Origin of the sequence: Salmonella sp. SA15303, assembly GCF_029962125.1 — a bacterium.
Lineage (GTDB): Bacteria > Pseudomonadota > Gammaproteobacteria > Enterobacterales > Enterobacteriaceae > Salmonella > Salmonella enterica.
Window position 1 is genome coordinate 2,550,287 of sequence record NZ_CP123924.1, and the last position, 25,993, is coordinate 2,576,279.

At 48.2% G+C, this 25,993-nt stretch carries 27 protein-coding genes; 9 read left to right on the forward strand and 18 right to left on the reverse strand.

Annotated elements, in window-relative coordinates; all coding sequences use genetic code 11:
* Nucleotides 1-2: 2 nt before the first annotated feature.
* The 15 genes from QEN31_RS12510 to spiC form a co-directional block, all read right to left on the reverse strand.
* On the reverse strand, nucleotides 3-293 hold the full coding sequence (locus QEN31_RS12510) for an EscG/YscG/SsaH family type III secretion system needle protein co-chaperone (protein ID WP_000444713.1): 291 nt from the start codon (nucleotides 291-293) through the stop codon (nucleotides 3-5).
* Nucleotides 271-486, reverse strand: a complete 216-nt coding sequence (gene ssaG / locus QEN31_RS12515; RefSeq protein ID WP_000350226.1) for a type III secretion system needle filament protein SsaG — start codon at nucleotides 484-486, stop codon at nucleotides 271-273. The genes QEN31_RS12510 and ssaG overlap by 23 nt, the downstream gene beginning before the upstream one ends.
* 93 nt (nucleotides 487-579) lie before the next feature.
* Nucleotides 580-1,269 (reverse strand): pathogenicity island 2 effector protein SseG, encoded by a 690-nt coding sequence (gene sseG / locus QEN31_RS12520; protein WP_000805851.1) that lies wholly within the window; start codon nucleotides 1,267-1,269, stop codon nucleotides 580-582.
* Nucleotides 1,266-2,048: a type III secretion systems effector SseF gene (gene sseF, locus QEN31_RS12525; protein WP_000690718.1), complete on the reverse strand. Its 783-nt coding sequence runs from the start codon at nucleotides 2,046-2,048 to the stop codon at nucleotides 1,266-1,268. The genes sseG and sseF overlap by 4 nt, the downstream gene beginning before the upstream one ends.
* A 15-nt stretch (nucleotides 2,049-2,063) precedes the next feature.
* Complete coding sequence (gene sscB, locus QEN31_RS12530) at nucleotides 2,064-2,498, reverse strand: SycD/LcrH family type III secretion system chaperone SscB (protein WP_000979963.1); 435 nt, start codon at nucleotides 2,496-2,498, stop codon at nucleotides 2,064-2,066.
* Nucleotides 2,499-2,549: 51 nt separating this feature from the next.
* Nucleotides 2,550-2,966 carry an LcrR family type III secretion system chaperone SseE gene (gene sseE, locus QEN31_RS12535; RefSeq protein ID WP_017466107.1) on the reverse strand — a complete coding sequence of 139 codons (417 nt, stop codon included), beginning with the start codon at nucleotides 2,964-2,966 and terminating at the stop codon, nucleotides 2,550-2,552.
* Between the two features lie 2 nt (nucleotides 2,967-2,968).
* Nucleotides 2,969-3,556, reverse strand: coding sequence for an SPI-2 type III secretion system translocon protein SseD (sseD, locus tag QEN31_RS12540; RefSeq protein ID WP_000388323.1), 588 nt, complete (start codon nucleotides 3,554-3,556; stop codon nucleotides 2,969-2,971).
* A 15-nt stretch (nucleotides 3,557-3,571) separates the two neighbouring features.
* A complete protein-coding gene (gene sseC, locus QEN31_RS12545) occupies nucleotides 3,572-5,026 on the reverse strand; it encodes an SPI-2 type III secretion system translocon protein SseC (protein ID WP_064239877.1) in 1,455 nt (484 codons plus the stop codon).
* 2 nt (nucleotides 5,027-5,028) lie between these two features.
* The gene (sscA, locus tag QEN31_RS12550; protein ID WP_000711024.1) at nucleotides 5,029-5,502 is read right to left on the reverse strand and encodes a SycD/LcrH family type III secretion system chaperone SscA; all 474 of its coding nucleotides are present in this window, start codon (nucleotides 5,500-5,502) and stop codon (nucleotides 5,029-5,031) included.
* A complete protein-coding gene (gene sseB / locus QEN31_RS12555; RefSeq protein ID WP_000094422.1) occupies nucleotides 5,499-6,089 on the reverse strand; it encodes an SPI-2 type III secretion system translocon protein SseB in 591 nt (196 codons plus the stop codon). Before sseB ends, sscA begins: the two co-directional genes overlap by 4 nt.
* 6 nt (nucleotides 6,090-6,095) lie before the next feature.
* Complete coding sequence (sseA, locus tag QEN31_RS12560; RefSeq protein WP_000972855.1) at nucleotides 6,096-6,422, reverse strand: SPI-2 type III secretion system chaperone SseA; 327 nt, start codon at nucleotides 6,420-6,422, stop codon at nucleotides 6,096-6,098.
* 263 nt (nucleotides 6,423-6,685) lie between these two features.
* The gene (gene ssaE / locus QEN31_RS12565) at nucleotides 6,686-6,928 is read right to left on the reverse strand and encodes a YscE family type III secretion system co-chaperone SsaE (protein WP_000210202.1); all 243 of its coding nucleotides are present in this window, start codon (nucleotides 6,926-6,928) and stop codon (nucleotides 6,686-6,688) included.
* A 7-nt stretch (nucleotides 6,929-6,935) separates the two neighbouring features.
* The gene (gene ssaD / locus QEN31_RS12570; protein WP_000323786.1) at nucleotides 6,936-8,147 is read right to left on the reverse strand and encodes a SctD family type III secretion system inner membrane ring subunit SsaD; all 1,212 of its coding nucleotides are present in this window, start codon (nucleotides 8,145-8,147) and stop codon (nucleotides 6,936-6,938) included.
* A complete protein-coding gene (gene spiA, locus QEN31_RS12575) occupies nucleotides 8,128-9,621 on the reverse strand; it encodes an SPI-2 type III secretion system protein SpiA (RefSeq protein WP_000261284.1) in 1,494 nt (497 codons plus the stop codon). The genes ssaD and spiA overlap by 20 nt, the downstream gene beginning before the upstream one ends.
* A gap of 1 nt (nucleotide 9,622) precedes the next feature.
* Nucleotides 9,623-10,024 (reverse strand): SPI-2 type III secretion system protein SpiC, encoded by a 402-nt coding sequence (spiC, locus tag QEN31_RS12580; RefSeq protein ID WP_001738217.1) that lies wholly within the window; start codon nucleotides 10,022-10,024, stop codon nucleotides 9,623-9,625.
* Between the two features lie 400 nt (nucleotides 10,025-10,424).
* Here spiC and QEN31_RS12585 point away from each other — a divergent pair, with 400 nt between their 5' ends.
* The 4 genes from QEN31_RS12585 (at nucleotide 10,425) to mlrB (ending at nucleotide 15,895) form a co-directional block, all read left to right on the forward strand.
* Complete coding sequence (locus tag QEN31_RS12585; protein WP_001050769.1) at nucleotides 10,425-13,187, forward strand: two component system sensor kinase; 2,763 nt, start codon at nucleotides 10,425-10,427, stop codon at nucleotides 13,185-13,187.
* Between the two features lie 30 nt (nucleotides 13,188-13,217).
* The gene (locus QEN31_RS12590) at nucleotides 13,218-13,856 is read left to right on the forward strand and encodes a two component system response regulator (RefSeq protein WP_000666335.1); all 639 of its coding nucleotides are present in this window, start codon (nucleotides 13,218-13,220) and stop codon (nucleotides 13,854-13,856) included.
* Between the two features lie 178 nt (nucleotides 13,857-14,034).
* Nucleotides 14,035-14,763 carry a MerR family transcriptional regulator gene (locus QEN31_RS12595; protein WP_000122323.1) on the forward strand — a complete coding sequence of 243 codons (729 nt, stop codon included), beginning with the start codon at nucleotides 14,035-14,037 and terminating at the stop codon, nucleotides 14,761-14,763.
* 172 nt (nucleotides 14,764-14,935) lie between these two features.
* On the forward strand, nucleotides 14,936-15,895 hold the full coding sequence (mlrB, locus tag QEN31_RS12600) for a transcriptional regulator MlrB (protein ID WP_001060729.1): 960 nt from the start codon (nucleotides 14,936-14,938) through the stop codon (nucleotides 15,893-15,895).
* Nucleotides 15,896-15,990: 95 nt separating this feature from the next.
* Here the strand turns inward: mlrB and fumD are convergent, their stop codons facing one another.
* The 3 genes from fumD to ttrS form a co-directional block, all read right to left on the reverse strand.
* Nucleotides 15,991-16,203: a fumarate hydratase FumD gene (gene fumD / locus QEN31_RS12605; protein WP_000165779.1), complete on the reverse strand. Its 213-nt coding sequence runs from the start codon at nucleotides 16,201-16,203 to the stop codon at nucleotides 15,991-15,993.
* A 97-nt stretch (nucleotides 16,204-16,300) separates the two neighbouring features.
* On the reverse strand, nucleotides 16,301-16,921 hold the full coding sequence (gene ttrR, locus QEN31_RS12610) for a tetrathionate respiration response regulator TtrR (RefSeq protein ID WP_000190927.1): 621 nt from the start codon (nucleotides 16,919-16,921) through the stop codon (nucleotides 16,301-16,303).
* Nucleotides 16,896-18,674, reverse strand: a complete 1,779-nt coding sequence (ttrS, locus tag QEN31_RS12615; RefSeq protein ID WP_001214413.1) for a tetrathionate respiration histidine kinase TtrS — start codon at nucleotides 18,672-18,674, stop codon at nucleotides 16,896-16,898. The genes ttrR and ttrS overlap by 26 nt, the downstream gene beginning before the upstream one ends.
* Before the next feature lie 181 nt (nucleotides 18,675-18,855).
* Between ttrS and ttrB the strand changes: the two genes are divergently transcribed.
* The 5 genes from ttrB to QEN31_RS12640 all read left to right on the forward strand — a co-directional run bounded on the left by ttrB (nucleotide 18,856) and on the right by QEN31_RS12640 (nucleotide 25,966).
* The gene (gene ttrB, locus QEN31_RS12620) at nucleotides 18,856-19,590 is read left to right on the forward strand and encodes a tetrathionate reductase subunit TtrB (RefSeq protein ID WP_001523928.1); all 735 of its coding nucleotides are present in this window, start codon (nucleotides 18,856-18,858) and stop codon (nucleotides 19,588-19,590) included.
* Nucleotides 19,591-20,613: a tetrathionate reductase subunit TtrC gene (gene ttrC, locus QEN31_RS12625; RefSeq protein WP_000149760.1), complete on the forward strand. Its 1,023-nt coding sequence runs from the start codon at nucleotides 19,591-19,593 to the stop codon at nucleotides 20,611-20,613.
* Nucleotides 20,606-23,668: a tetrathionate reductase subunit TtrA gene (gene ttrA, locus QEN31_RS12630; protein ID WP_000002375.1), complete on the forward strand. Its 3,063-nt coding sequence runs from the start codon at nucleotides 20,606-20,608 to the stop codon at nucleotides 23,666-23,668. The genes ttrC and ttrA overlap by 8 nt, the downstream gene beginning before the upstream one ends.
* 322 nt (nucleotides 23,669-23,990) lie before the next feature.
* Nucleotides 23,991-25,217 carry a PfkB family carbohydrate kinase gene (locus QEN31_RS12635; protein WP_000471807.1) on the forward strand — a complete coding sequence of 409 codons (1,227 nt, stop codon included), beginning with the start codon at nucleotides 23,991-23,993 and terminating at the stop codon, nucleotides 25,215-25,217.
* Between the two features lie 11 nt (nucleotides 25,218-25,228).
* Nucleotides 25,229-25,966 (forward strand): glutamine amidotransferase, encoded by a 738-nt coding sequence (locus QEN31_RS12640; RefSeq protein WP_000697187.1) that lies wholly within the window; start codon nucleotides 25,229-25,231, stop codon nucleotides 25,964-25,966.
* The last annotated feature ends 27 nt before the right edge of the window (nucleotides 25,967-25,993 follow it).

Here is a 25,993-nt window from a genome sequence, read left to right on the forward strand (position 1 = left end):
ATTCAATTTTCAAACCCCTCATTTGGTGCAGGAAATAACAGACGCAGCGCCATAGCCTCTGGCAAATCTATATCCGATAAAATTTTCGCGGCTTTTAGCGGCTCATTTAAACCCGCCAACAATAATGCCAGACATACCAACTGTAATTTTTTATCCGGAACAATAACCGTTAGCGCTGGTAACATCGCATGTACCTGGGAAATCAGGCTATGGTTAACGCCCGCAAACATGATTTCCAGCAGCAACCGTCGAACATCGTCGCTAATAACTTCAGATTTTAGCAATGATTCCACTAAGCATATCCTTGATCATTTTGATCAGTGAACTTTCGTAATTAATAAATGTAGAATACTGCTGTAAGGCAAATTGCGCTTTAATCATCGATTCTGGGTTGAGCAAATCATTACCATTCATTTTGTCATTAATGGCCTGGCCTGCCTGGTGCGCCATGTGGGAGAGCATATCCACTAATTGTGCAATATCCATAATGCTTTTCCTTAAAATAAATACATCGTAAGGATACTGGCAACATAGCAAAATTTAGAAAGCAATGAACATCCGGTATATACCTGAAAACGATTACTCCGGCGCACGTTGTTCTGGCGTTACCTGAGCCAGCAAACGATATAATGGGCTGCTGACCTGCATACCGGTCATTGCCATCCCATCCATACCGAAGCGAGTAAAACTCATTAGTCCATAGGTAATATCATTAAGACGCTCTAATAAATGAGGCTGTAGTCCCAAACTACCACTCCAGTATGAATGAGTCATTACCGTCGCGGTTAAGGCTAATCTACCGCCCAGGGAGACGGCTTTAGCAATCGCCATACTTTTGCGTTGATTGGCGAAACAATTAGCAATATAAAAAACGGCATTGCCTATACTGTCGTGAGCCATAGGCAAATGATGTTTATGATGGTAGATAAGACAGGCGACATCCGCGATGGCAATAGCAAGGCCAATCCCTGCCAGGGCTACGAGCGGCGCGCCTCCACCACTTAGCACTGTTAATGCTATTCCAGCGGAACAGCATAAAATCTGTCCGCCCAAAATAACCGTTTGCCAACTAAAAATTTCTTTTGGAAAACACTCTATCACTCGTTTCGCAAGTCCGGCCAATACCCGCTCTTTTCCTTGTTGAGGTCCTATTCTACCACTCTCCATATTGGTTTCCGGATGTGGCAATGAAGGACATGGAGGTGATTCCTCAGGCGCGTTAACAGGACGTTGCCCTCCTACCTGAGCATTTGGGCTAACAGGTTTCATGGTTCTCCCCGAGATGTATGATCAGAACTGTCCATTAATGCAGGTGTAGTAGCAGATTGACAGAGCGCTGCCATTTGTTCCGCCAATAACACACTGGGATCGGCATGAAGTTCATCAACAGAATTTTCCTGATCGTCGCCAGAGGGGCGGGCAAGGCAATAATCCAGTACCGCACCTATCGCCGTCAGGCTAACGGAGGTAATTACACTCCCCATGTCCAAAGAGGCCGCAATATTTTCAGCCGCGGGCAGTGGAAACTGTAGGGGTAAAACCAACATAGAAATAGCGATTCCTGAACGTATTAATAAAGAAAGACAATTAGCAAGGGTGTTAGCGCAGTTAAGACTTGCCCCACATTTTAAGGCCAGCGCACTGACCACAAGAGCAACGCTATCACTGGCGGTTTGTAATGGCTCCTTTTGCTGACATATCGATTGATAATTATGATACGCACAGCAAGCATCCCCAATAGCAATCACGAGCGCCGCCCCCGCAAGAATAGCAATGGGTAATCCTGCCCCGCCAGAAATTACCGCTGCAGCAACCGATAACCCAAACACGACTGTCGCACCCAGCGCACGAATAGTGTATTGCATAAAATGTATCGCATAATCCCTCTGCTGCCTTATTTGTTCAGGCGTAAGCAGCACAGGGGCTGCGGGGGTGCCAGGCGCTGGAATTTCAGGGGGAGGAAACGATACCTCCTTCGCTTGTATATCGGAAGGAGGACTATTACCATCGACTATATTACTTGCCGCTGACGGAATATGAATTTTCATATTTCGTTCTGTTATTTAAGCAATAAGAGTATCAACCATTATTTGCGCATTCTGGCGAATCTCACTCCATGAGGCATCCGCATAACTCATCTTGATTGCGGTTTGAAAAGCCTCTCTCGCCAACCCGGGTTCCCCCATCATTTTGAGACAGACGCCCGTTTGGTAAACCGGTTCTGGATGGCTGGCATCCAGCATCAAGGCATGTCCATAGAAATTAATGGCCGTCGTGTATTCTTTAAGCATCATCCAGGTGCCAGCCAATGCAATATGGGCACGCCAACTCCATGGCTGGGCCATCACCAGCCAACTAAAATCGATTACGGCGCGCGAATAATCCCCCTCCTGCCATGAGGCGTAACCACTGGCATAAACGGTTTCCGGATCAACGGATAATAGCTGTTTCAGAATGTCTTCGGGTATTTTATTTTTCTGATCTTCTTTCATCATCATACCTATTGATTGTTATTTTCACGTGATAATGATTTACGTCAGGAAGGTCATTTAAAAACGTCGCTGGATAAGATGCTCGGCGGATAAAACTGTCCAGTTATCGCCATCAAGCGGTGTAAAGGTCGCTCCCATTACTGTCAGGATGCGCAATAATTTCCTGCGTAGCATGGCTTTTTTTTCATCCAGAACGTCGGTGATTATCAACATCTTTAAACATGTTAACTGCGGGTGATGCACAAATATCCCGCGTAAAAGTCCCAGTAAGTGAAACAATTGCTGTGGTCGAGGTTGCCCGGGCGTCAGGCGCCTGAACTCACAAATAATCATTTCTTTTGCCTCAATACGATAGATCACCAGGTAAGGCGATAATATAAACTGCTGCCCAAGTAATATGGCGGTCTCCCCTAAATATGCAGGCTCAGTAAACACCTGATGCCGACGCAACCATTGCTCTATTTCTTGCACCATGTTTACCTCGTTAATGCCCGGAGTATTTCAGCAAGAACCGTGACCAGTGACGACCCCACGCCGATGATTTGCTGCATAATTTCAGTTGCTTTCTCCATAATTTCCGTCAGGGATTTATTATAAGATTGGGCCCCATTTTGTTGCAGGTCGGCAATCGCTTTATCTTGATCACTTTGACGTTGCGCTACACCAGCCCCCAGGCCCATGACGCCCCCAGCTGTGTGGCCTACGGCTTGACCCGCTATAAGACCGGTTTCCCCGCCTACGGCCCCTAATCCTATCGTCAGTACACCCGACAACATTGCGCCACCCGCAGTAATCATTGATGCTCTAAACGCTTCATCAATTGTTTTCATTTGCGTCTGTAAAACATTGACTTGCAGTTCCCAGGCCAGCCGTTGTTTTTCTACGTTATAGCTGCGCATGATATCGCGCAGCTTTTTGGCAAGCTCCATTAGCTTCATCCAGATATCATCAAATAACAGAAGCATTGATTCAGTACCCATTCCCTCCCCGGAGGGAGATGGAGTGGAAGAAGGTGTTAACAAGGAAGGCGCTGGTAATACCAGTGCTACGTTACTCGCTTCCATATTTTTATCCTCAGATTAAGCGCGATAGCCAGCTATTCTCGCCTGAACGCTACTATAGTGATCAATGGTATCTAATACATCTCTAAGCGCGGCACCGCTCCCCTTATAAAGCTCCTCTAAGCGTTTTTGTTCTATCTTTTTCTGGTTTTCTGTTTGTTGCATTATGAAATCCAGAAACCGTTGCTGAGTTATTAATTGCTCTATTTTCTTTTCGATCTTCGCTTTTTCTGTGTTAACCATGCCAGTATTCATCTGACTGGCGCCCTCGGTTGCACATCTGATAGCCTGTAAGCCTTTAAATGAACAATCCCTCAGTAAGGCATACAGGATTTTTTTGAACATATTGAAGAGAACTTTATTACGGAATTTTTTTAACAGGAACTTTCCACCTTCTTGCACACATTTTTCCAGGGCTTCTTTTGCCGCTTCTTTTGCCATGGCTTTCACCCCCTCTTTCGTAAAGCTTTTTCCCGCGCTTCGCGTCATATTATTTTCTACGTTACGAGAAAACTCGGCAGCCTCCTCTGCCATCTCATTCGCCATAGACATTTCACGTTCAAGCGGCTCAAATTGTTTGGAAAAACTTTCGCTCACTTCTTCGCCAAACTTTTCAGCCAACTCCTCTATTTCTGCTTCCCCTGCACCTACCATACGCTCAACCACTTCCTCGCCAAAACCGGAGTCAAGCACTTTTGCAGCTGCGCCAGATAAACCTCTCGTCGCCATAAAAGCACGGCCAATCTGGAAAACATCCAGTGCCAGCGCGACGGCTTCACAACCAAATTGAATCTTACTTGTCACGTCAATAATTGCCTGACAGGTATCGTGGTCAGCACCGCACATCATTGCCGTTTCGGCTCCGGCTTTAACCATTCCTGCACAACCTGCGGCTATATAAGCTACGCCGCTAGCCATTTCTGCGGGATTACCGGACAGAAAACCCTCCACAACTTTTAAGGCGCCAATCACAGTTTCAAATATGCCGGTAATCCAGTCAAAAATAGCGCCAAAAATGCCCGCTTTACGCGCTTTATCCTCCTGCTCTATCGCTTTCTGGATCTGATCCTGATACTCCTTTACCTGCTTATCACGTAATGCATTTTGCACCTCAGTTGCCCGCTCAAGCTGTTGGCATAACGATTGAGCGTTATTACCAAAAACGCTGAGTATTAATGTCGTCATCAACATTGATAAAACCGCGGGATTGGTCTGCAAAAAGTCAGGCAATGATGGACGCTTATGATTTCCGGGTACGGCATCAAGCAGTTGCTTCAACGCATTGCTTGCCTCCTGAAGACTAATTTTCCCTGATAACAGGCACGCGGCGTTGCCTTCGCCAAAAGTAGAATTCACACGATGCTGGCGCTTTCCCAGCGAACCCGAGGAAACGCAACTGACATTGCTTAAGTGATGATGTGTTAAGGCGGTTACTCCTGCGGCGCTGTCGCTATTACTGTGAATTCGATTCATTTTTAGCTCCTGTCAGAAAGTTGCTGTAATATCTTTTCTGCACGCTGTCGGAGAATTTGATGTTCACTGACCTCGCCGCAAATACGCACCACGGCCTTTAACGCTTTGATTGCATAACAGACGTTATCACACGCGAGATAGCATTCCGCTGCGGCCCATGGCGCCTGCGGCGCATCAATCTTAATTTGTGCCGCGCGTCCATAAGCGTATATCGCTTCCCCCCAATGTTTTTGAGCCTGGCAGCATTCCCCTAACCTAAACCAGTAGTCAAATGACCAGGCATCATATATCGTCAACAATTGAAAAAGTCGCGCTGCGCCGGCGAACTCTTTTACCTCCATAAGCTGCATGGCATAGCGATACAGAGTATTAAGCGGCTGTGTAACATCGTCATCCAACAACATACGCAGCGAGCCGCCACGCCGGAAAAACCGCATCGTGTCATGTGCCTGTTGTAGGGTCGGGTCTTTTTTCATGAGTACGTTTTCTGCGCTATCATACTGGAAATTTCCCCCCACTTACTGATAAGCCCTGTCAGTTGGGTAAGGACAGCGTTAAGCTCCTGAGACATTTTTTGAATTGTTATCTGCCCCTGACTCATAAGATCGGTATTCCGGTTGGCGTCATTATCCAAAGCCGCTTTGATCGCCTGTAGGCCACCTTTATCCAGCTTCCCATGATCGCCATATTTAGCCATATAATCATCAATGGTCATACCATCGATGAGAATACCATTATCACGCATGTATTTAATTACATCCTCAGGCACCTCCTCTTTGGTTTTAGCATCCCCTTTGGCTGCTTTAGCAATCACCTCATCCATCTCATTTGACTTTTCCTGGGTATTTCTGGCACGTTCAGCGTTCTTCTGGACTTCAATAAATTTATTATTTGCGATAGCCTGAATAACCATAAGGAGAATAAGCAAAACACCATACCCTTCGGCAAACGGATTTTGCTGGGATAAGTCATCCTGGCTCCCGGTATCAGCGTTGCTGACGCCGAAGCTATTTTTAAACACAATAGGGTTTTGACTTCCCCATAAGATGTTTCCTGAAGACATTATGCTTTACCTTTTTGTTTTTCCTGACGGTATCTCCACCGGGGCTTGAGCATTAAGTTGTTTCAGTCGTACTTCAAGTTGTTTAAACAAACTTACTATTTTCTTTAAATCCTTCTCGGCCTCCTGGTTAACCCCGGCAACGCCTTGTGGAAATAGGTTATGAAGAATACTCTCTGTCTCTCTGCTCTTTTTGGGGCTCTCTGCCCTTTCAGCAAGCTGTTGACTCACCTTAGCCCGGATTTGGTGAAATTTTTTAAGACAGTGATTTAGCTGCATGTAACTTTGCTCTAAATCACGATATTCACTAAACGCAGCCTTTTTCTTTATCATCATTCCCCTCCATATACACGATAGATAATTAACGTGCTAACTAAGAGCCTATCCCATTAGGGCTATTTTACTTGCCATTTTGAACCTGGGCAGTGCTCGCCAAAACGCGTTAGCGTTTTGAACGCCGCTAGCGGCGGCCCGAAGGGCGAGCGTAGCGAGTCAAACCTCACGTACTACGTGTACGCTGCGGTTTTTGCGCGCTATCCGTGTCCAAACTGGCTGCGCCAATTAACGCCTGGTGGGATAGGCTCTAAGATATTTTTACTTTACTCTTGCTCACTCACTACAAGTGCGCTGTTATGGTAACGATAATAAATAATGTTGATGATATTTTCGGCCTGCTCGATCGCTTCAAGCAATAAGGTGTTTTGCTGATATTGCTGCGGATCCTGTAACTTGCCGTTGTTCTCTTCTAACTGTTTCCGGGCAGCCCTTAATTGTAAAATTATGCCTTTGGCCTCTTCACGCGAATGAAGCAGCAAATCTTCTAACCGGGTCAAAGTTGTCATTTTCCACTCACTTAAAATCTAATGGATAGTTAATCAAAGTATCATAATGTTTAATCGTTACCACATCGGCACTCAGATGGACAATTTCTCCCCCATTGGGTAACAATGCCCCTACACGTAAACGCTCTTTATTCGTCAGTAATAAGTAATTACCATGGCGACTCTGTACAAAGCCAGCCACTGGCGCAGGCAGATACTTGCTTTCATCATGGGAAGGCGCAATATCCTGATAAATTAAAGAAAGAGCGGGATCCTTTTTCTTTAATGCTGCTAACGTTTCTTGCAAAATGCGTTGATGAGATTCATCCAGTACACCACTGATAACAAAAGAGCGCCGCATTGGCGTAACATTGACAAGCCCCACTAAACCGTTCTCTATTATCGCAGAAATAATATCATCCCCCTGAGACTGATGAGAGTGACTAATCTGCCAGTGCAATAACCCGGGAATATCTGCAAGTAATGGTTGAACCTTGCGCCATTGCTGATCCATTTGTATATCATCATGAATTAACACGCTCCCCGGCCCTTCGCTGGATACTTCAGCATGCGGGTAACCCATTTTTATCAAAACATCCTGCACTTCTCGTACCAATAAGTCATCACAGATTACACCATCCCGATACATGACCCCCCATGATTCGAGAGTCGCTCTCACCTTTTGCATCTGTTCGCTTGACGAGCAATAACCGGACAACTGCAGGCTGCCATCTTCTTTCCATTGCGCCCGCACATAATGAATATTGCTTTTGTCTAATAAAAACTTAACCCGCAAAGGTAAGTCATTTACCGTTTCAGGCTGACCACTAATACTTAACAGGACACCCATTCCACCGATGAAAATCAAGAATACGCCAGCCAACCACCAGTACCCTGATCTGGAAACGGGTATTTGATAATCAGCAAGTTCACAATCCTGTTTACCAAACGCGATAGCCACTCCCGCAACCTGCAAAACCCCACTGGATGGTAGCGGCTTATTTGGATTAAATCTGCGGCCATTAACTCTAACTCTGGCTTTCCCGGCATCAACAAATAAACTATCTGCCTGTTCTCTCAGAATAATTTTTTCATTTATAGCCAGCGGAATACAAATATCGCATCCCTTCTCCCCCAGTGACAGGTTACCTTCATTCAGCCATACTTCCCGGCCTTGTAAAACGTGACCTAAAAAACGTATTTTCCAGGAACTCTTTGGATTAACCATGAGATATGCCATTATTTACTACTGAGGCTTTAATCAAAAAAAGCCTGATTACACTATGTACTTGAGTCGTATCATTGCGAAACAAATGACCTACAACAGGAATATCGCCCAATAAAGGGATTTTGTTTTGCGAGTGGATTTGTTTACCTTGTTTAAACCCTCCCAGCAATAGACTTTGCCCGGCCAATAATGTGGCTTGCGAAGCAATTTCAGAATTTTGCACTTCGGGCAGCGGGTCTGTTTCGCTTTGCGTATCACTTTGTTGTCCATCCTGAATATTAAGATTAAGCATTATTTTTTGCGTGCCATTGTCATTTAACAAGCGAGGTGTAACGCGTAACAAAGAACCCGTAGTGATGGATTCAAGTTTAGCCACTTTTTCTCCCTGCAGTTTGGTATAGAAAGTAATATTTTTATCCAGCACAGCCTGGATATTATTTAAAGTCACCACAGATGGCTGGGAAAGTACATAAGCCTGAGAGCTTTTTTCCAGGGCATTCAGACGCACCATAAAGTTTGAGGTATCGCTGATTACCGTTGAAAAACCACTAGCACCACCGTCATTCAAACCTGTATTGAACGCAATTTTCTTGCCACCCAGCGACACTGCCGTTCCCCAGTCGATGCCTAACTGGTTAATATCTCCAGCATTAACATCGATAATTTTCACCGAAATCTCTATCATCTGCTGGCGTTGATCTAATTCTGTGATGAGTTTCCGATACCCGGCCATATTGGCCGCATAATCACGAACGATCACTGCATTCTGGCGTGGGTCGGCAGCAAACATGGGCAATGCCTGTGTAGCGGGTGAACCATTGTTCGTCGATGACGTCGGGACGCTGGTTTTACTCATCTCACGCAATACACTAACGACCCCTGGAACCACGACGGACTGATCGCGATATTGGTACTGGGTATCCATCGCAGTGGCATACTTAAGCGTGTATATACTTACACTCACCGCACTGTCTTTTCGTTTGATTAACGCATTATCCAGCACTGAAGCTAATTGACTAATACGAGTCAGGCAGCTGGGAACACCGCTCACCTCCACAGCTTTGGTACCGGTAATTTCTTTAACCTCGCATCCCGGTGATGAAAGGATATTCTGGCTGCGTAAGTAATGAATGAACCGTCCAGTAGATAAAATATTGAAAGTGATAACCTGATGTTTTAATAACGATGCAGGATATACATATAACATGCTGCCATCAAACCAGGTAAGCAAATCATATTGTGCTGCCAGGTTATTCAAAATATCGACCGGTGGTCCAGGCGGAATTTTTCCACTAAATGTAGCTGTTATCAATGGGCTAATAGTAATAGCCGTATCATAGTTCTCTGAGAGCAGATGTAAAACCTCTGCTAATGGCATTTGTCTGGCATAAAGGGTGAAGTCATTACCTTTCCATGATAACTCATCACTCTTTGCTGTATTGAGTATAAATAGTAAAATTAAGATTAAACGTTTATTTACTACCATTTTATACCCCACCCGAATAAAGTTTATGGTGATTGCGTATTACATTTTTTAAAATGCAAGTTAAAGCCAGGTGTTTTTCTATCTCAATAGCAATAAGCTCAGAGCTACTACTTGTGGTATAATAACCGTTTAACCATCCCCCATCCGCTGTGAGCTGTATAGCATAATCATGGACGTCCGGGTGTGCTGCAAGCAGTAGTGTCACATAGGCAAGACAAGGCTTAGGTAAGCTTTCCAGGTCATTTAAGAACAAAGAAATAGAAAATGCTTCTGAGAAAATTTCTCCTCTGGCAGGATGCCCATCAATAGTCATTATCCAGGATCGGCTATTACCTTCGGCCCTGATATCCTGAATTAATGGAATGCCTTTTAAAACTGCCAGCATGAATCCCTCCTCAGACATAAATGGGAGTTTCTATCAAATTCGCTCACAACCACATCCGTAAAAAGCCTGATTCACATTTATTTCGACTATACTCTTCTTGTACAATATCAGGATGCTGTCTACATATACCTTGTCACAGGCGATTCTATCATTCGGATTTTCCGATAAATTCACAATTACATTTTCAGCATTGACATAAAAACTTACAATTTGAAAAATTATTTATTAAATAAACTGTTACGATGTTTTTACATCGCCATCTTATTAAAAAGTAATTGTAGTCATCGACTGGGTTATATATGAAGAAATTTATCTTCCTAATGATAACACCATCGATTAATCTTCTGATGAAACTATATGTACTGCGATAGTGATCAAGTGCCAAAGATTTTGCAACAGGCAACTGGAGGGAAGCATTATGAATTTGCTCAATCTCAAGAATACGCTGCAAACATCTTTAGTAATCAGGCTAACTTTTTTATTTTTATTAACAACAATAATTATTTGGCTGCTATCTGTGCTTACCGCAGCTTATATATCAATGGTTCAGAAACGGCAGCATATAATAGAGGATTTATCCGTTCTATCCGAGATGAATATTGTACTAAGCAATCAACGGTTTGAAGAAGCTGAACGTGACGCTAAAAATTTAATGTATCAATGCTCATTAGCGACTGAGATTCATCATAACGATATTTTCCCTGAGGTGAGCCGGCATCTATCTGTCGGTCCTTCAAATTGCACGCCGACGCTAAACGGAGAGAAGCACCGTCTCTTTCTGCAGTCCTCTGATATCGATGAAAATAGCTTTCGTCGCGATAGTTTTATTCTTAATCATAAAAATGAGATTTCGTTATTATCTACTGATAACCCTTCAGATTATTCAACTCTACAGCCTTTAACGCGAAAAAGCTTTCCTTTATACCCAACCCATGCCGGGTTTTACTGGAGTGAACCAGAATACATAAACGGCAAAGGATGGCACGCTTCCGTTGCGGTTGCCGATCAGCAAGGCGTATTTTTTGAGGTGACGGTTAAACTTCCCGATCTCATTACTAAGAGCCACCTGCCATTAGATGATAGTATTCGAGTATGGCTGGATCAAAACAACCACTTATTGCCGTTTTCATACATCCCGCAAAAAATACGTACACAGTTAGAAAATGTAACGCTGCATGATGGATGGCAGCAAATTCCCGGATTTCTGATATTACGCACAACCTTGCATGGCCCCGGATGGAGTCTGGTTACGCTGTACCCATACGGTAATCTACATAATCGCATCTTAAAAATTATCCTTCAACAAATCCCCTTTACATTAACAGCATTGGTGTTGATGACGTCGGCTTTTTGCTGGTTACTACATCGCTCACTGGCCAAACCGTTATGGCGTTTTGTCGATGTCATTAATAAAACCGCAACTGCACCGCTGAGCACACGTTTACCAGCACAACGACTGGATGAATTAGATAGTATTGCCGGTGCTTTTAACCAACTGCTTGATACTCTACAAGTCCAATACGACAATCTGGAAAACAAAGTCGCAGAGCGCACCCAGGCGCTAAATGAAGCAAAAAAACGCGCTGAGCGAGCTAACAAACGTAAAAGCATTCATCTTACGGTAATAAGTCATGAGTTACGTACTCCGATGAATGGCGTACTCGGTGCAATTGAATTATTACAAACCACCCCTTTAAACATAGAGCAACAAGGATTAGCTGATACCGCCAGAAATTGTACACTGTCTTTGTTAGCTATTATTAATAATCTGCTGGATTTTTCACGCATCGAGTCTGGTCATTTCACATTACATATGGAAGAAACAGCGTTACTGCCGTTACTGGACCAGGCAATGCAAACCATCCAGGGGCCAGCGCAAAGCAAAAAACTGTCATTACGTACTTTTGTCGGTCAACATGTCCCTCTCTATTTTCATACCGACAGTATCCGTTTACGGCAAATTTTGGTTAATTTACTCGGGAACGCGGTAAAATTTACCGAAACCGGAGGGATACGTCTGACGGTCAAGCGTCATGAGGAACAATTAATATTTCTGGTTAGCGATAGCGGTAAAGGGATTGAAATACAGCAGCAGTCTCAAATCTTTACTGCTTTTTATCAAGCTGACACAAATTCGCAAGGTACAGGAATTGGACTGACTATTGCGTCAAGCCTGGCTAAAATGATGGGCGGTAATCTGACACTAAAAAGTGTCCCCGGGGTTGGAACCTGTGTCTCGCTAGTATTACCCTTACAAGAATACCAGCCGCCTCAACCAATTAAAGGGACGCTGTCAGCGCCGTTCTGCCTGCATCGGCAACTGGCTTGCTGGGGAATACGCGGTGAACCACCCCACCAGCAAAATGCGCTTCTCAACGCAGAGCTTTTGTATTTCTCCGGAAAACTCTACGACCTGGCGCAACAGTTAATATTGTGTACACCAAATATGCCAGTAATAAATAATTTGTTACCACCCTGGCAGTTGCAGATTCTTTTGGTTGATGATGCCGATATTAATCGGGATATCATCGGCAAAATGCTTGTCAGCCTGGGCCAACACGTCACTATTGCCGCCAGTAGTAACGAGGCTCTGACTTTATCACAACAGCAGCGATTCGATTTAGTACTGATTGACATTAGAATGCCAGAAATAGATGGTATTGAATGTGTACGATTATGGCATGATGAGCCGAATAATTTAGATCCTGACTGCATGTTTGTGGCACTATCCGCTAGCGTAGCGACAGAAGATATTCATCGTTGTAAAAAAAATGGGATTCATCATTACATTACAAAACCAGTGACATTGGCTACCTTAGCTCGCTACATCAGTATTGCCGCAGAATACCAACTTTTACGAAATATAGAGCTACAGGAGCAGGATCCGAGTCGCTGCTCAGCGCTACTGGCGACAGATGATATGGTCATTAATAGCAAGATTTTCCAATCACTGGACCTCTTGCTGGCTGATATTGAAAATGCCGTATCGGCTGGAGAAAAAATCGATCAGTTAATTCACACATTAAAAGGCTGTTTAGGTCAAATAGGGCAGACTGAATTAGTATGCTATGTCATAGACATTGAGAATCGCGTAAAAATGGGGAAAATCATCGCGCTGGAGGAACTAACCGACTTACGCCAGAAAATACGTATGATCTTCAAAAACTACACCATTACTTAATATTATCTTAATTTTCGCGAGGGCAGCAAAATGAAAGAATATAAGATCTTATTAGTAGACGATCATGAAATCATCATTAACGGCATTATGAATGCCTTATTACCCTGGCCTCATTTTAAAATTGTAGAGCATGTTAAAAATGGTCTTGAGGTTTATAATGCCTGTTGTGCATACGAGCCTGACATACTTATCCTTGATCTTAGTCTACCTGGCATCAATGGCCTGGATATCATTCCTCAATTACATCAGCGTTGGCCAGCAATGAATATTCTGGTTTACACAGCATACCAACAAGAGTATATGACCATTAAAACTTTAGCCGCAGGTGCTAATGGCTATGTTTTAAAAAGCAGTAGTCAGCAAGTTCTGTTAGCGGCATTGCAAACAGTAGCAGTAAACAAGCGTTACATTGACCCAACGTTGAATCGGGAAGCTATCCTGGCTGAATTAAACGCTGACACGACCAATCATCAACTGCTTACTTTGCGCGAGCGTCAGGTTCTTAAACTTATTGACGAGGGGTATACCAATCATGGGATCAGCGAAAAGCTACATATCAGTATAAAAACCGTCGAAACACACCGGATGAATATGATGAGAAAGCTACAGGTTCATAAAGTGACAGAGTTACTTAACTGTGCCCGAAGAATGAGGTTAATAGAGTATTAACCAGGGGCGTCCGATGGTATTAAGCATTGGTCATATTTTGATGAGCCTTACGCCACGCAGTATTGCTCATCATCGACAAAATCCATACGGATGCCCTGGTATGCCGCACCATTTATCACTACCTTAGTCTTCATTTGATCATGATATAGTAGAATCCCCTTATTTAACGGGCTTTACCATGTCGTATTCTATCGGCGAATTTGCCAGACTATGCGGTATCAATGCCGCCACGCTAAGGGCATGGCAGCGACGCTATGGTTTATTGAAACCGCAGCGTACTGATGGCGGACATCGCTTATACAGCGATGACGATATTCGACAAGCGCTTAGCATTCTCGACTGGGTGAGAAAAGGCGTACCGATAAGCCAGGTCAAACCCTTACTGTCGCGTCCGGTTATTCGCCTGGGCGATAACTGGATAACGATCCAGGAGACGATGCTTCAACATCTCCACGAAGGGCGAATTGACGCGCTGCGGCAGTTGATTTATGACTGTGGCCGGGAATATCCCCGCGCAGAACTGGTGACCCATTTATTGCGTCCGTTGCGCAGCAAAGTGTCCGCGCATCTTCCCGCCGTGATGACGCTGCGCGAAATACTGGATGGCATCATTATTGCCTACACCTCTTTTTGCCTTGAAGGCGACAGAAAAGCGCCTGGCAACAATGCCTTTATTAGCGGATGGAATCTCTCGGATCACTGTGAAATCTGGCTGGAAGCGTTGACTCGTACCGGACAAGAGCTGCGGCTCAATGTGCTTCCCTCGCCCCCAGTTGTGCTGGCGCCCGAGCTGTTCGCCCAGAGAAAATGGTTCCTGGTGACCACCGGAAAGCTCACTGCCGGGCAGAAAAAACAGCTTGCCCAGTGGCGCAACGTGGTCGCTTCGCTGGAGGTTATCACACTATAGGCGCTGAAATAGATTTCTTCCCCTCATTCTATCTTATTGATATTTAATTACGTCAAAAAAAATCTCCGCGAAAACTTAGACAAAAAAACAAAGTTGTGTAAGTTTTAAATCAGCGTGAGATAACATTTTGCGCCATTGGCGTCAGTCGTCGTACTTTCAATAAGGGGGAATCATGAATAACAAACCCGTAGTCGGCATTAGCGGATGTCTGACTGGCGCCACGGTACGCTTTGATGGCGGACATAAGCGTATGGATTTTGTCATGAACTCTCTGGCGCCGTGGGTGGCCTACAAACCGATCTGCCCGGAGGTGGCGATCGGCCTGCCCGTGCCCCGCCCTGCGCTGCGTCTTATCCAGACGACCTGTGGCGACATTCGGATGCGCTATAGCCATGCCCCGCACGATGACGTCACCGAGCGAATGAATGCCTTTGCTGATCGGTTTCTGCCAACAATAGGCGAACTGGCGGGGTTTATTGTGTGTGCAAAATCGCCCAGTTGCGGAATGGAGCGCGTTCGCCTGTATGATGAAAAGGGTAACAGGGGCCGCAAAGCTGGCACGGGGCTGTTTACCGCCGCGATGATGGACAAATATCCCTGGCTGCCGATAGAGGAAGATGGTCGCCTGCACGATCCGGTACTACGCGAGAATTTCATCGCACGTATCTTCGCGCTACATGAATTAAATGCGCTACGCGCGCAGGGCTTGAGTCGTCACAGTTTGCTCGCGTTTCATAGCCGATACAAACTTCAGCTTCTCGCCCACCACCAGGCCGGCTACCGCGAAATTGGCCCTTTCGTCGCGCGTCTGCATGAGTGGGACGATCTGGATGCCTTCTTTGTCCGATACAGAGAAAAACTGATGGCTATCCTGCGCCACCCCGCTTCACGTAAAAATCACACCAATGTGCTGATGCATATCCAGGGCTATTTTCACCGCGCGTTGAACAGCAGGCAACGCGCGGAATTACGCGAGGTGATTCTCGGCTACCGGGCGGGCCGACTACCTATCCTGGCACCGTTAACGCTGCTGAAGCACTATCTGGCGGAACATCCGGATGACTATCTACGCAGCCAGAATTATTTTGAGCCGTACCCTGATACATTAGGGCTGCGCTTAGCCATCACCTGATAACCCTGCGCATCGCTAACGGCGGGTAACCCGCCCGCCATGGTGACAATCGCGACAATTCAAAGGCGATGTCGTTATTGCCACCCTGATAGCGGCTATGACCGCGCCAGAGCGTTAATCACGGTTTCCATAGCCTGTTTTTCTAACGCGCTACGTTGGATGCGTTGATTCGCCAGCGCGGTTCTTAACACGCCCGCAATAACAATATATTTAGGCTCCTGCCCCAGATCGCGCATTTCCAGCACGACCTTGCCCACCACCCGGCACATCTCGCGGTACAGTTCGTCATCTTTTGTCGGTTTTGTCATACGTTTTACTCGTCGCCAGATCAAACCAACAGAATATAACAGTCTTCTCTATTAAACAAAATTTGATGCAAATCAAAGAAATAGCGCGGTTTATTATTCATGGCTCATACGTTGTTCGTATTCTGGTCTCTGGCGAGGCCATTTTTTCGAAACGCCTAATCAGTTCCGCCAGGCTACCGGCCTGCATTTTTTCCATGACTCTGGCGCGGTGCACCTCTACGGTACGCACCGCGATATTCATCGCTTCCGCAATTTCACGGTTCATAAATCCTTTTGCCACCAGGCTGGCCAGCTCACGCTCTTTCGGCGTCAACTGCTGGTAACACAGTATAATCTCACGACGCGCCACCGCTGCCGATGAAACCGTCAGCGCACGCTCCAGCGCCGCCTGTAGCGGTTTTACCGATACCGGTTTTTGCAGAAAATCGACGGCGCCGCGTTTCATCTGCTCCACGGCCATCGGTACATCGCCATGCCCGGTAAGAAAAACAACCGCCAGGGTACTTCCGCACTGGCGCAACGCATCATGAACGCCCTGCCCATCCAGTACCGGCATTCGCATATCCAGTAATACGACCCCGGCCTGATACAGACTGGCCTGCGCCAAAAAATCCGCCCCCTGCGTCCAGCATTTTACGTCATATCCCAGACTTTCCAGTAAAAACGCGCACGCGTTAGTGACCGCCGTATCATCATCCAGTAGATGAATTGTCGCCATCCCTGCCCCCATTTTCATGTAAGAAATGTATCGTAACCACCGTTCCCGACAGACCGTCCGGCGCGGTCTGGTTCCTGATGCTGATATCGCCCCGCCCATACCGCACCAGCCGCTGGCAAATCGCCAGCCCTAAGCCCATCCCCTCTTTACGGGTGGTCATAAACGGCTGAAACGCCTGACGTAATAGCGCCTCATCGATTCCCCCGGCGTTATCCTGTAAAACAATACTGATGCCGTTTTCAGTGCGTTCAGCAACGATCCATAAATGGGTGGCGCCCGCCTGAGCCGCATTAAGAATGATATTCGCCAGCACCTGTTCCAGCAGCACTGACGGCAGCGTTACGCGCAGCGCAGCGCTAACCTCGGTATGCAGAGTCACTGTCGGAAACTGTTGCGCCATACGCAACAATTGCCAGACATGATCAATCGCCTCGCGAATGGCTATGGCCTTCCACGCTTCGGTTAGCACCGGGTTGCCCTGCGCCTGGCTGACCCAGTGACGCAGGTTACGCAGAGTATCCGCACCGCGTTGCGCCTGCTGGTCAATCTGCTCCAGCGCCGGCAGCAAGGGATGCTGTTCATCTGCAGCGCGCAGTCGAATCAGGCACCCCTGGGCATAATGTCGAATCGCGGAAAGCGGCTGATTAAGCTCATGGGCAAACCCGGAGGTCATTTCACCCAACACGCTCATTTGCCGGGCGGTTTCCAGCGCCCGCTCATGCTGATGAAGAACTACGCTATTACGTTCCAGTTGCTTTCCACGTCGACGCACCAGCAGCATGACCCAAATATAATTGAGCGTGAGCAACAAGAACGCCAGAATCACGCCGCCGACCATTAGCTGGTGCTGGATTAACCAACTTTTGACATCCAGCCACAGTCGACGCTGCTGAGGGTGCTGACGAACATCACGCAGCAAGGCTTCCACCTGACTGGTGGACGCAGGCGCGCCCCAGTGAAATGACGCGGCGGCGGGCGCGTTGAATAGCGCTCGCGTTACGCGATCCGCCAGCGCATCGCTTACCGCAGGTAGCGCCGCGAACGACCAGTCAGGATATAACGGCGTACTGGTTAAGCAAGGCAGGGGCGTCGGTCGGGAAAGCAGCGCGATAAAGTCCTTTTTATTAATCAATCCTTCCTGATCCATATTTTCTAACAGGCACACTGGCACAATTGCCGCCTGCACCGCTTTTTCGCGCAGCATATAGACTAAGGCATCGCCAGGAAATCCGGTAAAACGGAGATGAAAATCGCGCTCCGGGCGTAAGCCCGCGTCGCTGAGCGCTTTATAGCCTAATAAATAGCCGCCAAACGCCTGAGCATCAATCGCGCCGACGGTCTTACCGATGAGATCATGCGCCGTGGTGATGCCGCTATCGCGCCGGGTCAAAATCACGCTGCCAATAACATTACTCACCGCTTTCCCATCGCGCGTGGAGCGCAGGGAAGCTAACCAGCGCAGCGGCGCATGGCTGTTCAGTTGGACAAATTGCGCCGGGTTGGTTATCACAAACTGCACGGTTCCCTGGTTAACGGCCTCCTGCATTTGATGCAGATCCAGCGGCTGGATGTGAAAGGTTTCGCCTGGAAGCTGTTGGCTTAATGTCTTTGCCAACGGTTGCCAGTGGCTACGCGTAGACGCCTCGCCGCGCATGGCCAAAATACCGATATTCCACGTCCCTGCCCACGCGCCATGACAAAGTAGCCCTACTGCCGCCAACACCGCCAGGCGCCTTACGGTTTTACCTCTCACCCCAATATCCCTGTCAATTATGTTGTTTTAGATCAACAACAAGCCGGGTATGTGGTTAACCACAATAGAGCGCACCCCGCCTCGATTTTTACACTGTAAATCATCGACATTTTTTATTCATTACACATGAACCAACATCGTGACAAATGTTTCATTGTTGGCAATGTGGACGGGAGTCAATATGGACAGCAGTAAACGGCAATTTCTCCAGCAGCTTGGCGTCCTGACCGCTGGCGCCTCGCTGGTTCCGCTGGCTGAAGCGAAATTTCCTTTTTCGCCGGAGCGGCATGAAGGCTCTCCCCGACACCGTTACGCCATGCTTATCGATCTGCGGCGTTGTATCGGCTGTCAGTCCTGTACCGTAAGTTGCACTATTGAAAACCAAACGCCGCAAGGCGCGTTTCGTACGACGGTGAACCAATACCAGGTCCAGCGTGAAGGTAGTCAGGAAGTCACGAATGTGCTGTTGCCGCGTCTGTGCAACCATTGCGATAACCCCCCCTGTGTGCCGGTCTGCCCGGTACAAGCCACCTTTCAGCGGGAAGATGGCATTGTGGTGGTGGATAACAAACGCTGCGTCGGCTGCGCCTATTGTGTCCAGGCGTGTCCTTACGACGCCCGATTTATCAATCATGAAACGCAAACTGCCGATAAATGCACGTTTTGCGTCCATCGTCTGGAAGCCGGACTGTTACCCGCTTGCGTAGAGTCCTGCGTCGGCGGCGCGCGTATTATTGGCGATATCAAAGATCCCCATAGCCGCATCGCCACCATGCTTCATCAGCATCGCGACGCTATCAAGGTATTAAAGCCGGAAAACGGCACGTCGCCCCATGTTTTCTACCTGGGTCTGGACGACGCCTTTGTCACCCCATTAATGGGCCGTGCGCAGCCCGCGCTTTGGCAGGAGGTCTGAATGACGCATTCACTCATCATTGAAGAAGTGCTGGCTCACCCGCAGGACATTAGCTGGCTGCCGTGGGCGGTACAATATTTCTTTTTTATTGGCATTGCCGCCTGCGCCGCACTGTTTGCCTGTTATCTTCACTGGCGGAAAAAAGACGCCGCAACAGAAGAAAATCGGGCATTACTGATTGCCATTACCTGTGCGATTACCGCACCGCTGGCGCTGACGGCGGATCTGCACCAGACCGCCCGCGTCTGGCATTTCTATGCCTGGCCGACGCCCTGGTCGTGGATGCCCTGGGGAGCGTTATTCCTGCCGCTGTTTACCGGATTTCTCGCTCTGTGGTTCCTGGCGCAGCAGATTAAACGATTATTCAATAAAAGTTACAACGTCACTAAATGGTTGGCGTTAGCCAGCGCGCTTTGCGCGGTGGGCCTGTTGATTTATACCGGCCGCGAAGTCTCCGTTGTGCTGGCGCGCCCAATCTGGTTTAGCTACGCCTTCCCCGTGGCGATGTTTCTTAGCGCCTTACAGGCGTTCTTCGCGCTGATGATTGTCGCCGCCCGACGCGACTCGGTAAGGCTGCCAAAAATATTGTGGGGACAAATCTGGACGCTGGCGGCGCTGGGGCTGGTTGTGGCCATGTGGGTTAGCGGCGATACGCTTTCCGGCACGGCAATCCGTCAGTGGATTACCGTCGCCCTGTCAGCCAAATATTACGCTGTCGGCTGGGTAGCGCTGTGGGTATGCACACTGCTGTTCTGTAGCCTGGCGCTACGCCATCCGTTATCACAGCTAAGACGCGTCCTGCTGGTTCTCAGCGCGCTGGCGCTATGTTGGCTGATGCGCTGGACATTGTTGATTCAGGTACAAACCGTCCCCAAGTTCAACGCGCAATTTAACCCTTACTCGTTACCAGGCGGAACGGATGGCTGGCTGGCTATTCTCGGCACCTTCGGCCTGTGGATAGCGCTACTGATTATTATTCGTGAAACGCTGAACGGACTCACCAGGAGATTACAACATGGCTAATTTAACCCGTCGTCAGTGGCTAAAAGTCGGTCTCGCCGTCGGTGGGATGGTCACTTTTGGTCTGAGCTACCGTGATGTGGCGAAACGCGCAATTGATGGCCTGTTAAACGGGACGTCCGGCAAGGTAACGCGCGACCGCATCTTTGGCAATGCGTTAATTCCGGAGGCGCAGGCGCAAACACACTGGCAGCAAAATCCACAACAAACCATCGCCATGACGCAATGCTTCGGCTGTTGGACACAGTGCGGTATCCGCGCCCGGGTTAATGCCGATGGCAAAGTGATACGCATCGCCGGCAATCCCTATCACCCCTTGTCGCAGGAACACCCGATTGACTCGTCCGTCCCTTTTAGCGAAGCCATGGAGCAACTGGCGGGAGAAAGCGGTCTTGACGCCCGCTCAACCGCCTGCGCGCGCGGCGCCACGCTGCTGGAAAGCCTGTACAGTCCGCTACGACTGCTTGAACCGATGAAACGCGTGGGTAAACGCGGCGAAGGGAAATGGCAGCGCATCAGCTTTGAGCAACTTATTGAAGAAGTCGTGGAAGGCGGCGATCTGTTTGGCGAAGGTCATGTGGACGGACTGCGCGCTATTCATGCGCCGGATACGCCAATTGACGCAAAGCACCCCAGTTTCGGGCCCAAAACCAATCAGTTACTGGTCACGAATACCAGCGACGAAGGCCGCGATGCGTTTCTGCGTCGTTTTGCGCTAAATAGCTTCGGCAGCAAGAATTTCGGCGCGCATGGCGCCTACTGTGGACTGGCTTACCGGGCCGGCTCCGGGGCATTGATGGGCGATCTGGATAAAAACCCGCATGTCAAACCCGACTGGGAAAACGTGGAGTTTGCGCTCTTTATGGGCACCTCCCCGGCACAGTCCGGCAATCCGTTTAAACGCCAGGCACGTCAGTTGGCGAGCGCCCGACTGCGTGAGAATTTTCAATACGTCGTGGTCGCCCCCGCCCTCCCCTTATCAACGGTGCTCGCCGATCCTCGCGGTCGCTGGCAACCGGTCATGCCCGGCAGTGATTCGGCGCTGGCAATGGGGATGATCCGCTGGATCATGGATAATCAACGTTATAATGCTGATTATCTGGCGATTCCCGGCGTACAGGCGATGCAGCAGGCCGGCGAGCAAAGTTGGACCAACGCCACGCACCTGGTCATTGCGGATGAGCTGCCGACGCTTGCCGGACAACACCTGACGCTGCGCCATCTTACGCCCGATGGCGAAGAGACCCCTGTCGTACTGAATACCGACGGCGAGTTGGTCGATGCGTCCACTTGCCGACAGGCACGGCTTTTCGTGACGCAGTACGTTACGCTCGCCGACGGCCAACGGGTCACGGTGAAGAGCGGGTTGCAACGCCTGAAAGAGGCGGCAGAAAAGCTCTCGTTGGCGCAATACAGCGAACAGTGCGGCGTGCCGGAAGCGCAAATTATCGCGCTGGCGGAAACCTTTACCAGTCACGGACGTAAAGCTGCGGTCATCAGTCACGGCGGCATGATGGCCGGCAATGGGTTTTATAACGCCTGGTCGGTCATGATGCTTAACGCGCTGATCGGCAACCTCAGCTTGTCCGGCGGCGTCTTTGTCGGCGGCGGCAAATTCAACGGCGTTAGCGACGGCCCCCGCTACAACATGAACAGTTTTGCCGGAAAAGTGAAACCGTCCGGGTTAAGTATTGCCCGTAGCAAAACCGCTTATGAAGCATCGGAAGAATACCGCGACAAAATTGCCGGTGGGCAATCCCCTTATCCAGCCAAAGCGCCGTGGTATCCCTTTGTGGCAGGCCAGCTTACCGAACTGTTGACCTCCGCGCTCGAAGGCTATCCTTATCCGCTTAAAGCCTGGATTTCCAATATGAGCAACCCGTTTTACGGTGTTCCCGGTCTACGCGCCGTGGCGGAAGAAAAACTAAAAGACCCTCGCCGACTGCCGCTCTTTATCGCGATTGACGCCTTTATGAATGAAACGACGGCGCTGGCGGATTACATTGTGCCGGATACGCACAATTTTGAGAGCTGGGGCTTTACGGCGCCCTGGGGCGGCGTAGCCAGTAAAGCCACTACCGCCCGCTGGCCGGTTGTCGCCCCCGCCACTCACCGCACGGCGGACGGGCAACCTGTCTCAATGGAAGCATTTTGTATTGCGGTAGCAAAACGGCTCCATCTGCCCGGCTTCGGCGACCGGGCGATAACCGATCCGCAGGGCAATACTTTTCCACTGAACCGGGCGGAAGACTTCTATCTGCGCGTAGCCGCTAATATCGCCTTTATGGGCAAGACGCCGGTCGCGCTGGCAAATCAGGAAGATATTTCGCTTACCGGCGTCAGCCGCATTCTGCCAGCAATTCAGCACACGCTTAAAGCTGATGAGGTCGGTCGCGTGGCGTTTATCTACTCGCGTGGCGGCCGGTTTGCGCCCGAGGATAGCGGCTATACGGAGCAACGGTTAGGTAACGCGTGGAAAAAACCCTTACAGATCTGGAATGCAGATGTCGCCGCCCACCGTCACGCCATCACCGGGGAGCGCTTCAGCGGTTGCCCGGTCTGGTATCCGGCGCGTTTGTCAGATGGTCGTGCGATTGACGACCAGTTTCCCATTGGGCAATGGCCGCTGAAACTGATTTCATTTAAATCAAATACCATGTCCAGCTCAACAGCCGTCATCCCGCGCTTACACCATGTGAAGCCAGCAAACCTGGTGGCGCTGAATCCGCAAGACGGCGAGCGTTATGGACTGCAACATGGCGATCGGGTACGGATCATTACGCCGGGCGGTCAGGTCGTGGCGCAAATCAGTTTGTTAAATGGCGTGATGCCAGGCGTCATCGCCATCGAACACGGATATGGCCACCGCGAGATGGGCGCAACGCAGCACTCTCTGGATGGCGTGCCTATGCCGTATGATCCACAAATCAGGGCAGGCATAAATCTTAACGATCTGGGCTTTGCCGATCCGACAAGAACCATTACCAACACCTGGCTCGACTGGGTTTCTGGCGCGGCAGTACGTCAGGGGCTGCCGGCAAAAATCGAGCGTATATAACCCCCGGGCCGGAGAGCGATATCGTCTTATTTCGTCGAGGGTAGAGACTGATAAGCGAACGCTGTCCGGCTGCATATACTCACTGAATCGTGCAAGCCCAACTATTTTACGTTCACCCCGTCATATTACATAGAAAATATATGACAACACTCACAAAACTATTTTCCCCTTCTGTAAGCAATTAATATTTAACACATTGGCTGCGCTTCTGATTATTGACATTCATTTGGGGTTACTTCCGGTTGACCGCATAATCTGTGATTGAATTCACCGCATGACAACATTGCCATAAATACAATTCAACTCACTACCCGGAGGCAATATGTTTAAAGAAGAAAGACGTCATGCCATCATTAATTTACTGATAAAGGATAATAGTGTTAGCGTCAGTAAACTTTCAGACCTTTATAAGGTTAGCCAGGAGACTATTCGTTCCGATCTACGCTATTTCCAGAAATCAGGTATGCTTCAGCGTTGCTATGGCGGAGGGATTTTAAACCGTGACGCGCTGAGTAAGCTTATCACTGAAAATAAGATTGATATCTCCAGCACTATCGCCACGCCAATCCATCAGGATGCAAAACTGCGCCGGGAAAACCCAAAAAAAGCAGGCAAGGTGTGTGTTTTAGGCTCATTCAATATTGATGTTTCAGCAACCGTGCCGTGGTTTCCACAAAGCGGAGAATCCATTCTGGCCAGTCAATTTGGATTCTATCCTGGAGGTAAAGGAGCCAACCAGGCTTTAGCGGCAAACAACGCTGGCGCTGCGGCACATTTTATTTTTAAAGTGGGCAAAGATCAGTTCAGCGCATTTGCTATGAATCATATTATTCAATCAGGCATCACCTCATACAGCGCGTATCAAACAGATAAAGCACCCACCGGTAGCGCATTGATCTATGTCTCCGCCGTGGATGGCGATAATATTATCGCCATCTACCCTGGCGCCAATATGATGCTCACCACGCAAGAGATTAATGAGCAACACCGTTATATCGCCGAGTCTGACGTTATGTTAATGCAGCTCGAAACGAACATTGAAGCGTTGACTGAATTTATTCGTCTGGGCAAACAAGAAAATAAAATGATCATGCTGAACCCTGCCCCCTATACGAAACAGGTGACGCATTTATTATCTGATATTGACATCATCACGCCGAATGAAACTGAAGCCTCTTTTTTATCCGGTGTAACCATTACTGATATTAATGATGCAAAAAAAGCCGGAAATATTATTCTGCAATCCGGGGTGAAAAAAGTCATCATTACCCTTGGCGCCCGTGGCTCTCTGATCTGTGAGCACGCCCGCACGTTGTATATTCCTGCGTGGAGCGCCGTGGTAAAAGATGCCGCTGGGGCCGGTGACGCTTTTAATGGCGCCTTAGCCGCCGCGCTGGCGCGACAAGCAGACATGGTCGCAGCCATTCAATATGCCTCCGCTTTCGCTTCTCTGGCGGTGGAACAAGTCGGTGCGTCGAGTATGCCTCAGCACTTGCAGGTTTTACATCGAATGCGTACCCAATCTAATAAAGTCATTCACATTAATTAACAGGTGACATAATGAAAATTTTATTTATTGGCGAATCCTGGCACATTCATATGATTCACTCTAAAGGTTTTGATAGCTTTACATCGAGCAAATATGAAGAAGGTGCAGACTATTTATTATCCTGCTTACGCCAGGGTAATATCGATGTGGACTACATGCCTGCCCATATTGTGCAAACTCGTTTTCCACAAACCGCCGAAGCATTAGCCTGCTATGATGCGATCGTCATCAGTGATATCGGTAGCAATACGTTCCTGCTACAAAACAGAACGTTTTATAATATGGACATTATTCCTGATGCATTACAACTTATCGCCGATTATGTTGCTGAGGGCGGCGGTCTGTTAATGATCGGCGGGTATTTATCCTTTACGGGAATAGAAGCAAAAGCCAATTATAAAAATACGGTTCTGGCGGAAGTATTGCCGGTTGATATGCTGGATGTAGATGACCGCGTAGAACTACCGCAAGGATGTAAAGCAGTAAATACTGCGGTAGAGCATGTTATTACCCAGCCATTTAGCGAATGGCCGCCGCTGTTGGGCTATAACAAGCTTATCGCCAAAGAAAATAGTCAGGTCCTTGCTGAAATTAATGGCGATCCACTGTTAGTTATGGGTACTTACCATAAAGGGAAAGTATGTTGTTTTGCCAGTGATTGTTCGCCGCACTGGGGAAGTCCGCAGTTTCTGCAATGGGAACATTACGCCACCTTCTGGTGTAATGTTTTACACACAATAAAAAAATAATATTATCCAGGCGAATATAAATTTCGC

Excerpts from the sequence above, each read along its gene's own strand:
- QEN31_RS12635 (WP_000471807.1), top strand. The coding sequence starts at position 23,991 with ATGTTTAAAGAAGAAAGACGTCATGCCATCATTAATTTACTGATAAAG.
- fumD (WP_000165779.1), bottom strand. The coding sequence starts at position 16,203 with ATGACAAAACCGACAAAAGATGACGAACTGTACCGCGAGATGTGCCGG.
- sseB (WP_000094422.1), bottom strand. The coding sequence starts at position 6,089 with ATGTCTTCAGGAAACATCTTATGGGGAAGTCAAAACCCTATTGTGTTT.
- ttrB (WP_001523928.1), top strand. The coding sequence starts at position 18,856 with ATGGACAGCAGTAAACGGCAATTTCTCCAGCAGCTTGGCGTCCTGACC.
- spiC (WP_001738217.1), bottom strand. The coding sequence starts at position 10,024 with ATGTCTGAGGAGGGATTCATGCTGGCAGTTTTAAAAGGCATTCCATTA.
- ttrA (WP_000002375.1), top strand. The coding sequence starts at position 20,606 with ATGGCTAATTTAACCCGTCGTCAGTGGCTAAAAGTCGGTCTCGCCGTC.
- QEN31_RS12590 (WP_000666335.1), top strand. The coding sequence starts at position 13,218 with ATGAAAGAATATAAGATCTTATTAGTAGACGATCATGAAATCATCATT.
- sseE (WP_017466107.1), bottom strand. The coding sequence starts at position 2,966 with ATGGTGCAAGAAATAGAGCAATGGTTGCGTCGGCATCAGGTGTTTACT.
- spiA (WP_000261284.1), bottom strand. The coding sequence starts at position 9,621 with ATGGTAGTAAATAAACGTTTAATCTTAATTTTACTATTTATACTCAAT.
- ttrC (WP_000149760.1), top strand. The coding sequence starts at position 19,591 with ATGACGCATTCACTCATCATTGAAGAAGTGCTGGCTCACCCGCAGGAC.
- QEN31_RS12585 (WP_001050769.1), top strand. The coding sequence starts at position 10,425 with ATGAATTTGCTCAATCTCAAGAATACGCTGCAAACATCTTTAGTAATC.
- QEN31_RS12595 (WP_000122323.1), top strand. The coding sequence starts at position 14,035 with ATGTCGTATTCTATCGGCGAATTTGCCAGACTATGCGGTATCAATGCC.
- sseA (WP_000972855.1), bottom strand. The coding sequence starts at position 6,422 with ATGATGATAAAGAAAAAGGCTGCGTTTAGTGAATATCGTGATTTAGAG.
- sseG (WP_000805851.1), bottom strand. The coding sequence starts at position 1,269 with ATGAAACCTGTTAGCCCAAATGCTCAGGTAGGAGGGCAACGTCCTGTT.
- QEN31_RS12640 (WP_000697187.1), top strand. The coding sequence starts at position 25,229 with ATGAAAATTTTATTTATTGGCGAATCCTGGCACATTCATATGATTCAC.
- ssaG (WP_000350226.1), bottom strand. The coding sequence starts at position 486 with ATGGATATTGCACAATTAGTGGATATGCTCTCCCACATGGCGCACCAG.
- sseD (WP_000388323.1), bottom strand. The coding sequence starts at position 3,556 with ATGGAAGCGAGTAACGTAGCACTGGTATTACCAGCGCCTTCCTTGTTA.
- sseF (WP_000690718.1), bottom strand. The coding sequence starts at position 2,048 with ATGAAAATTCATATTCCGTCAGCGGCAAGTAATATAGTCGATGGTAAT.
- ssaD (WP_000323786.1), bottom strand. The coding sequence starts at position 8,147 with ATGGCATATCTCATGGTTAATCCAAAGAGTTCCTGGAAAATACGTTTT.
- sseC (WP_064239877.1), bottom strand. The coding sequence starts at position 5,026 with ATGAATCGAATTCACAGTAATAGCGACAGCGCCGCAGGAGTAACCGCC.
- sscA (WP_000711024.1), bottom strand. The coding sequence starts at position 5,502 with ATGAAAAAAGACCCGACCCTACAACAGGCACATGACACGATGCGGTTT.
- sscB (WP_000979963.1), bottom strand. The coding sequence starts at position 2,498 with ATGATGATGAAAGAAGATCAGAAAAATAAAATACCCGAAGACATTCTG.
- ttrR (WP_000190927.1), bottom strand. The coding sequence starts at position 16,921 with ATGGCGACAATTCATCTACTGGATGATGATACGGCGGTCACTAACGCG.
- ssaE (WP_000210202.1), bottom strand. The coding sequence starts at position 6,928 with ATGACAACTTTGACCCGGTTAGAAGATTTGCTGCTTCATTCGCGTGAA.
- mlrB (WP_001060729.1), top strand. The coding sequence starts at position 14,936 with ATGAATAACAAACCCGTAGTCGGCATTAGCGGATGTCTGACTGGCGCC.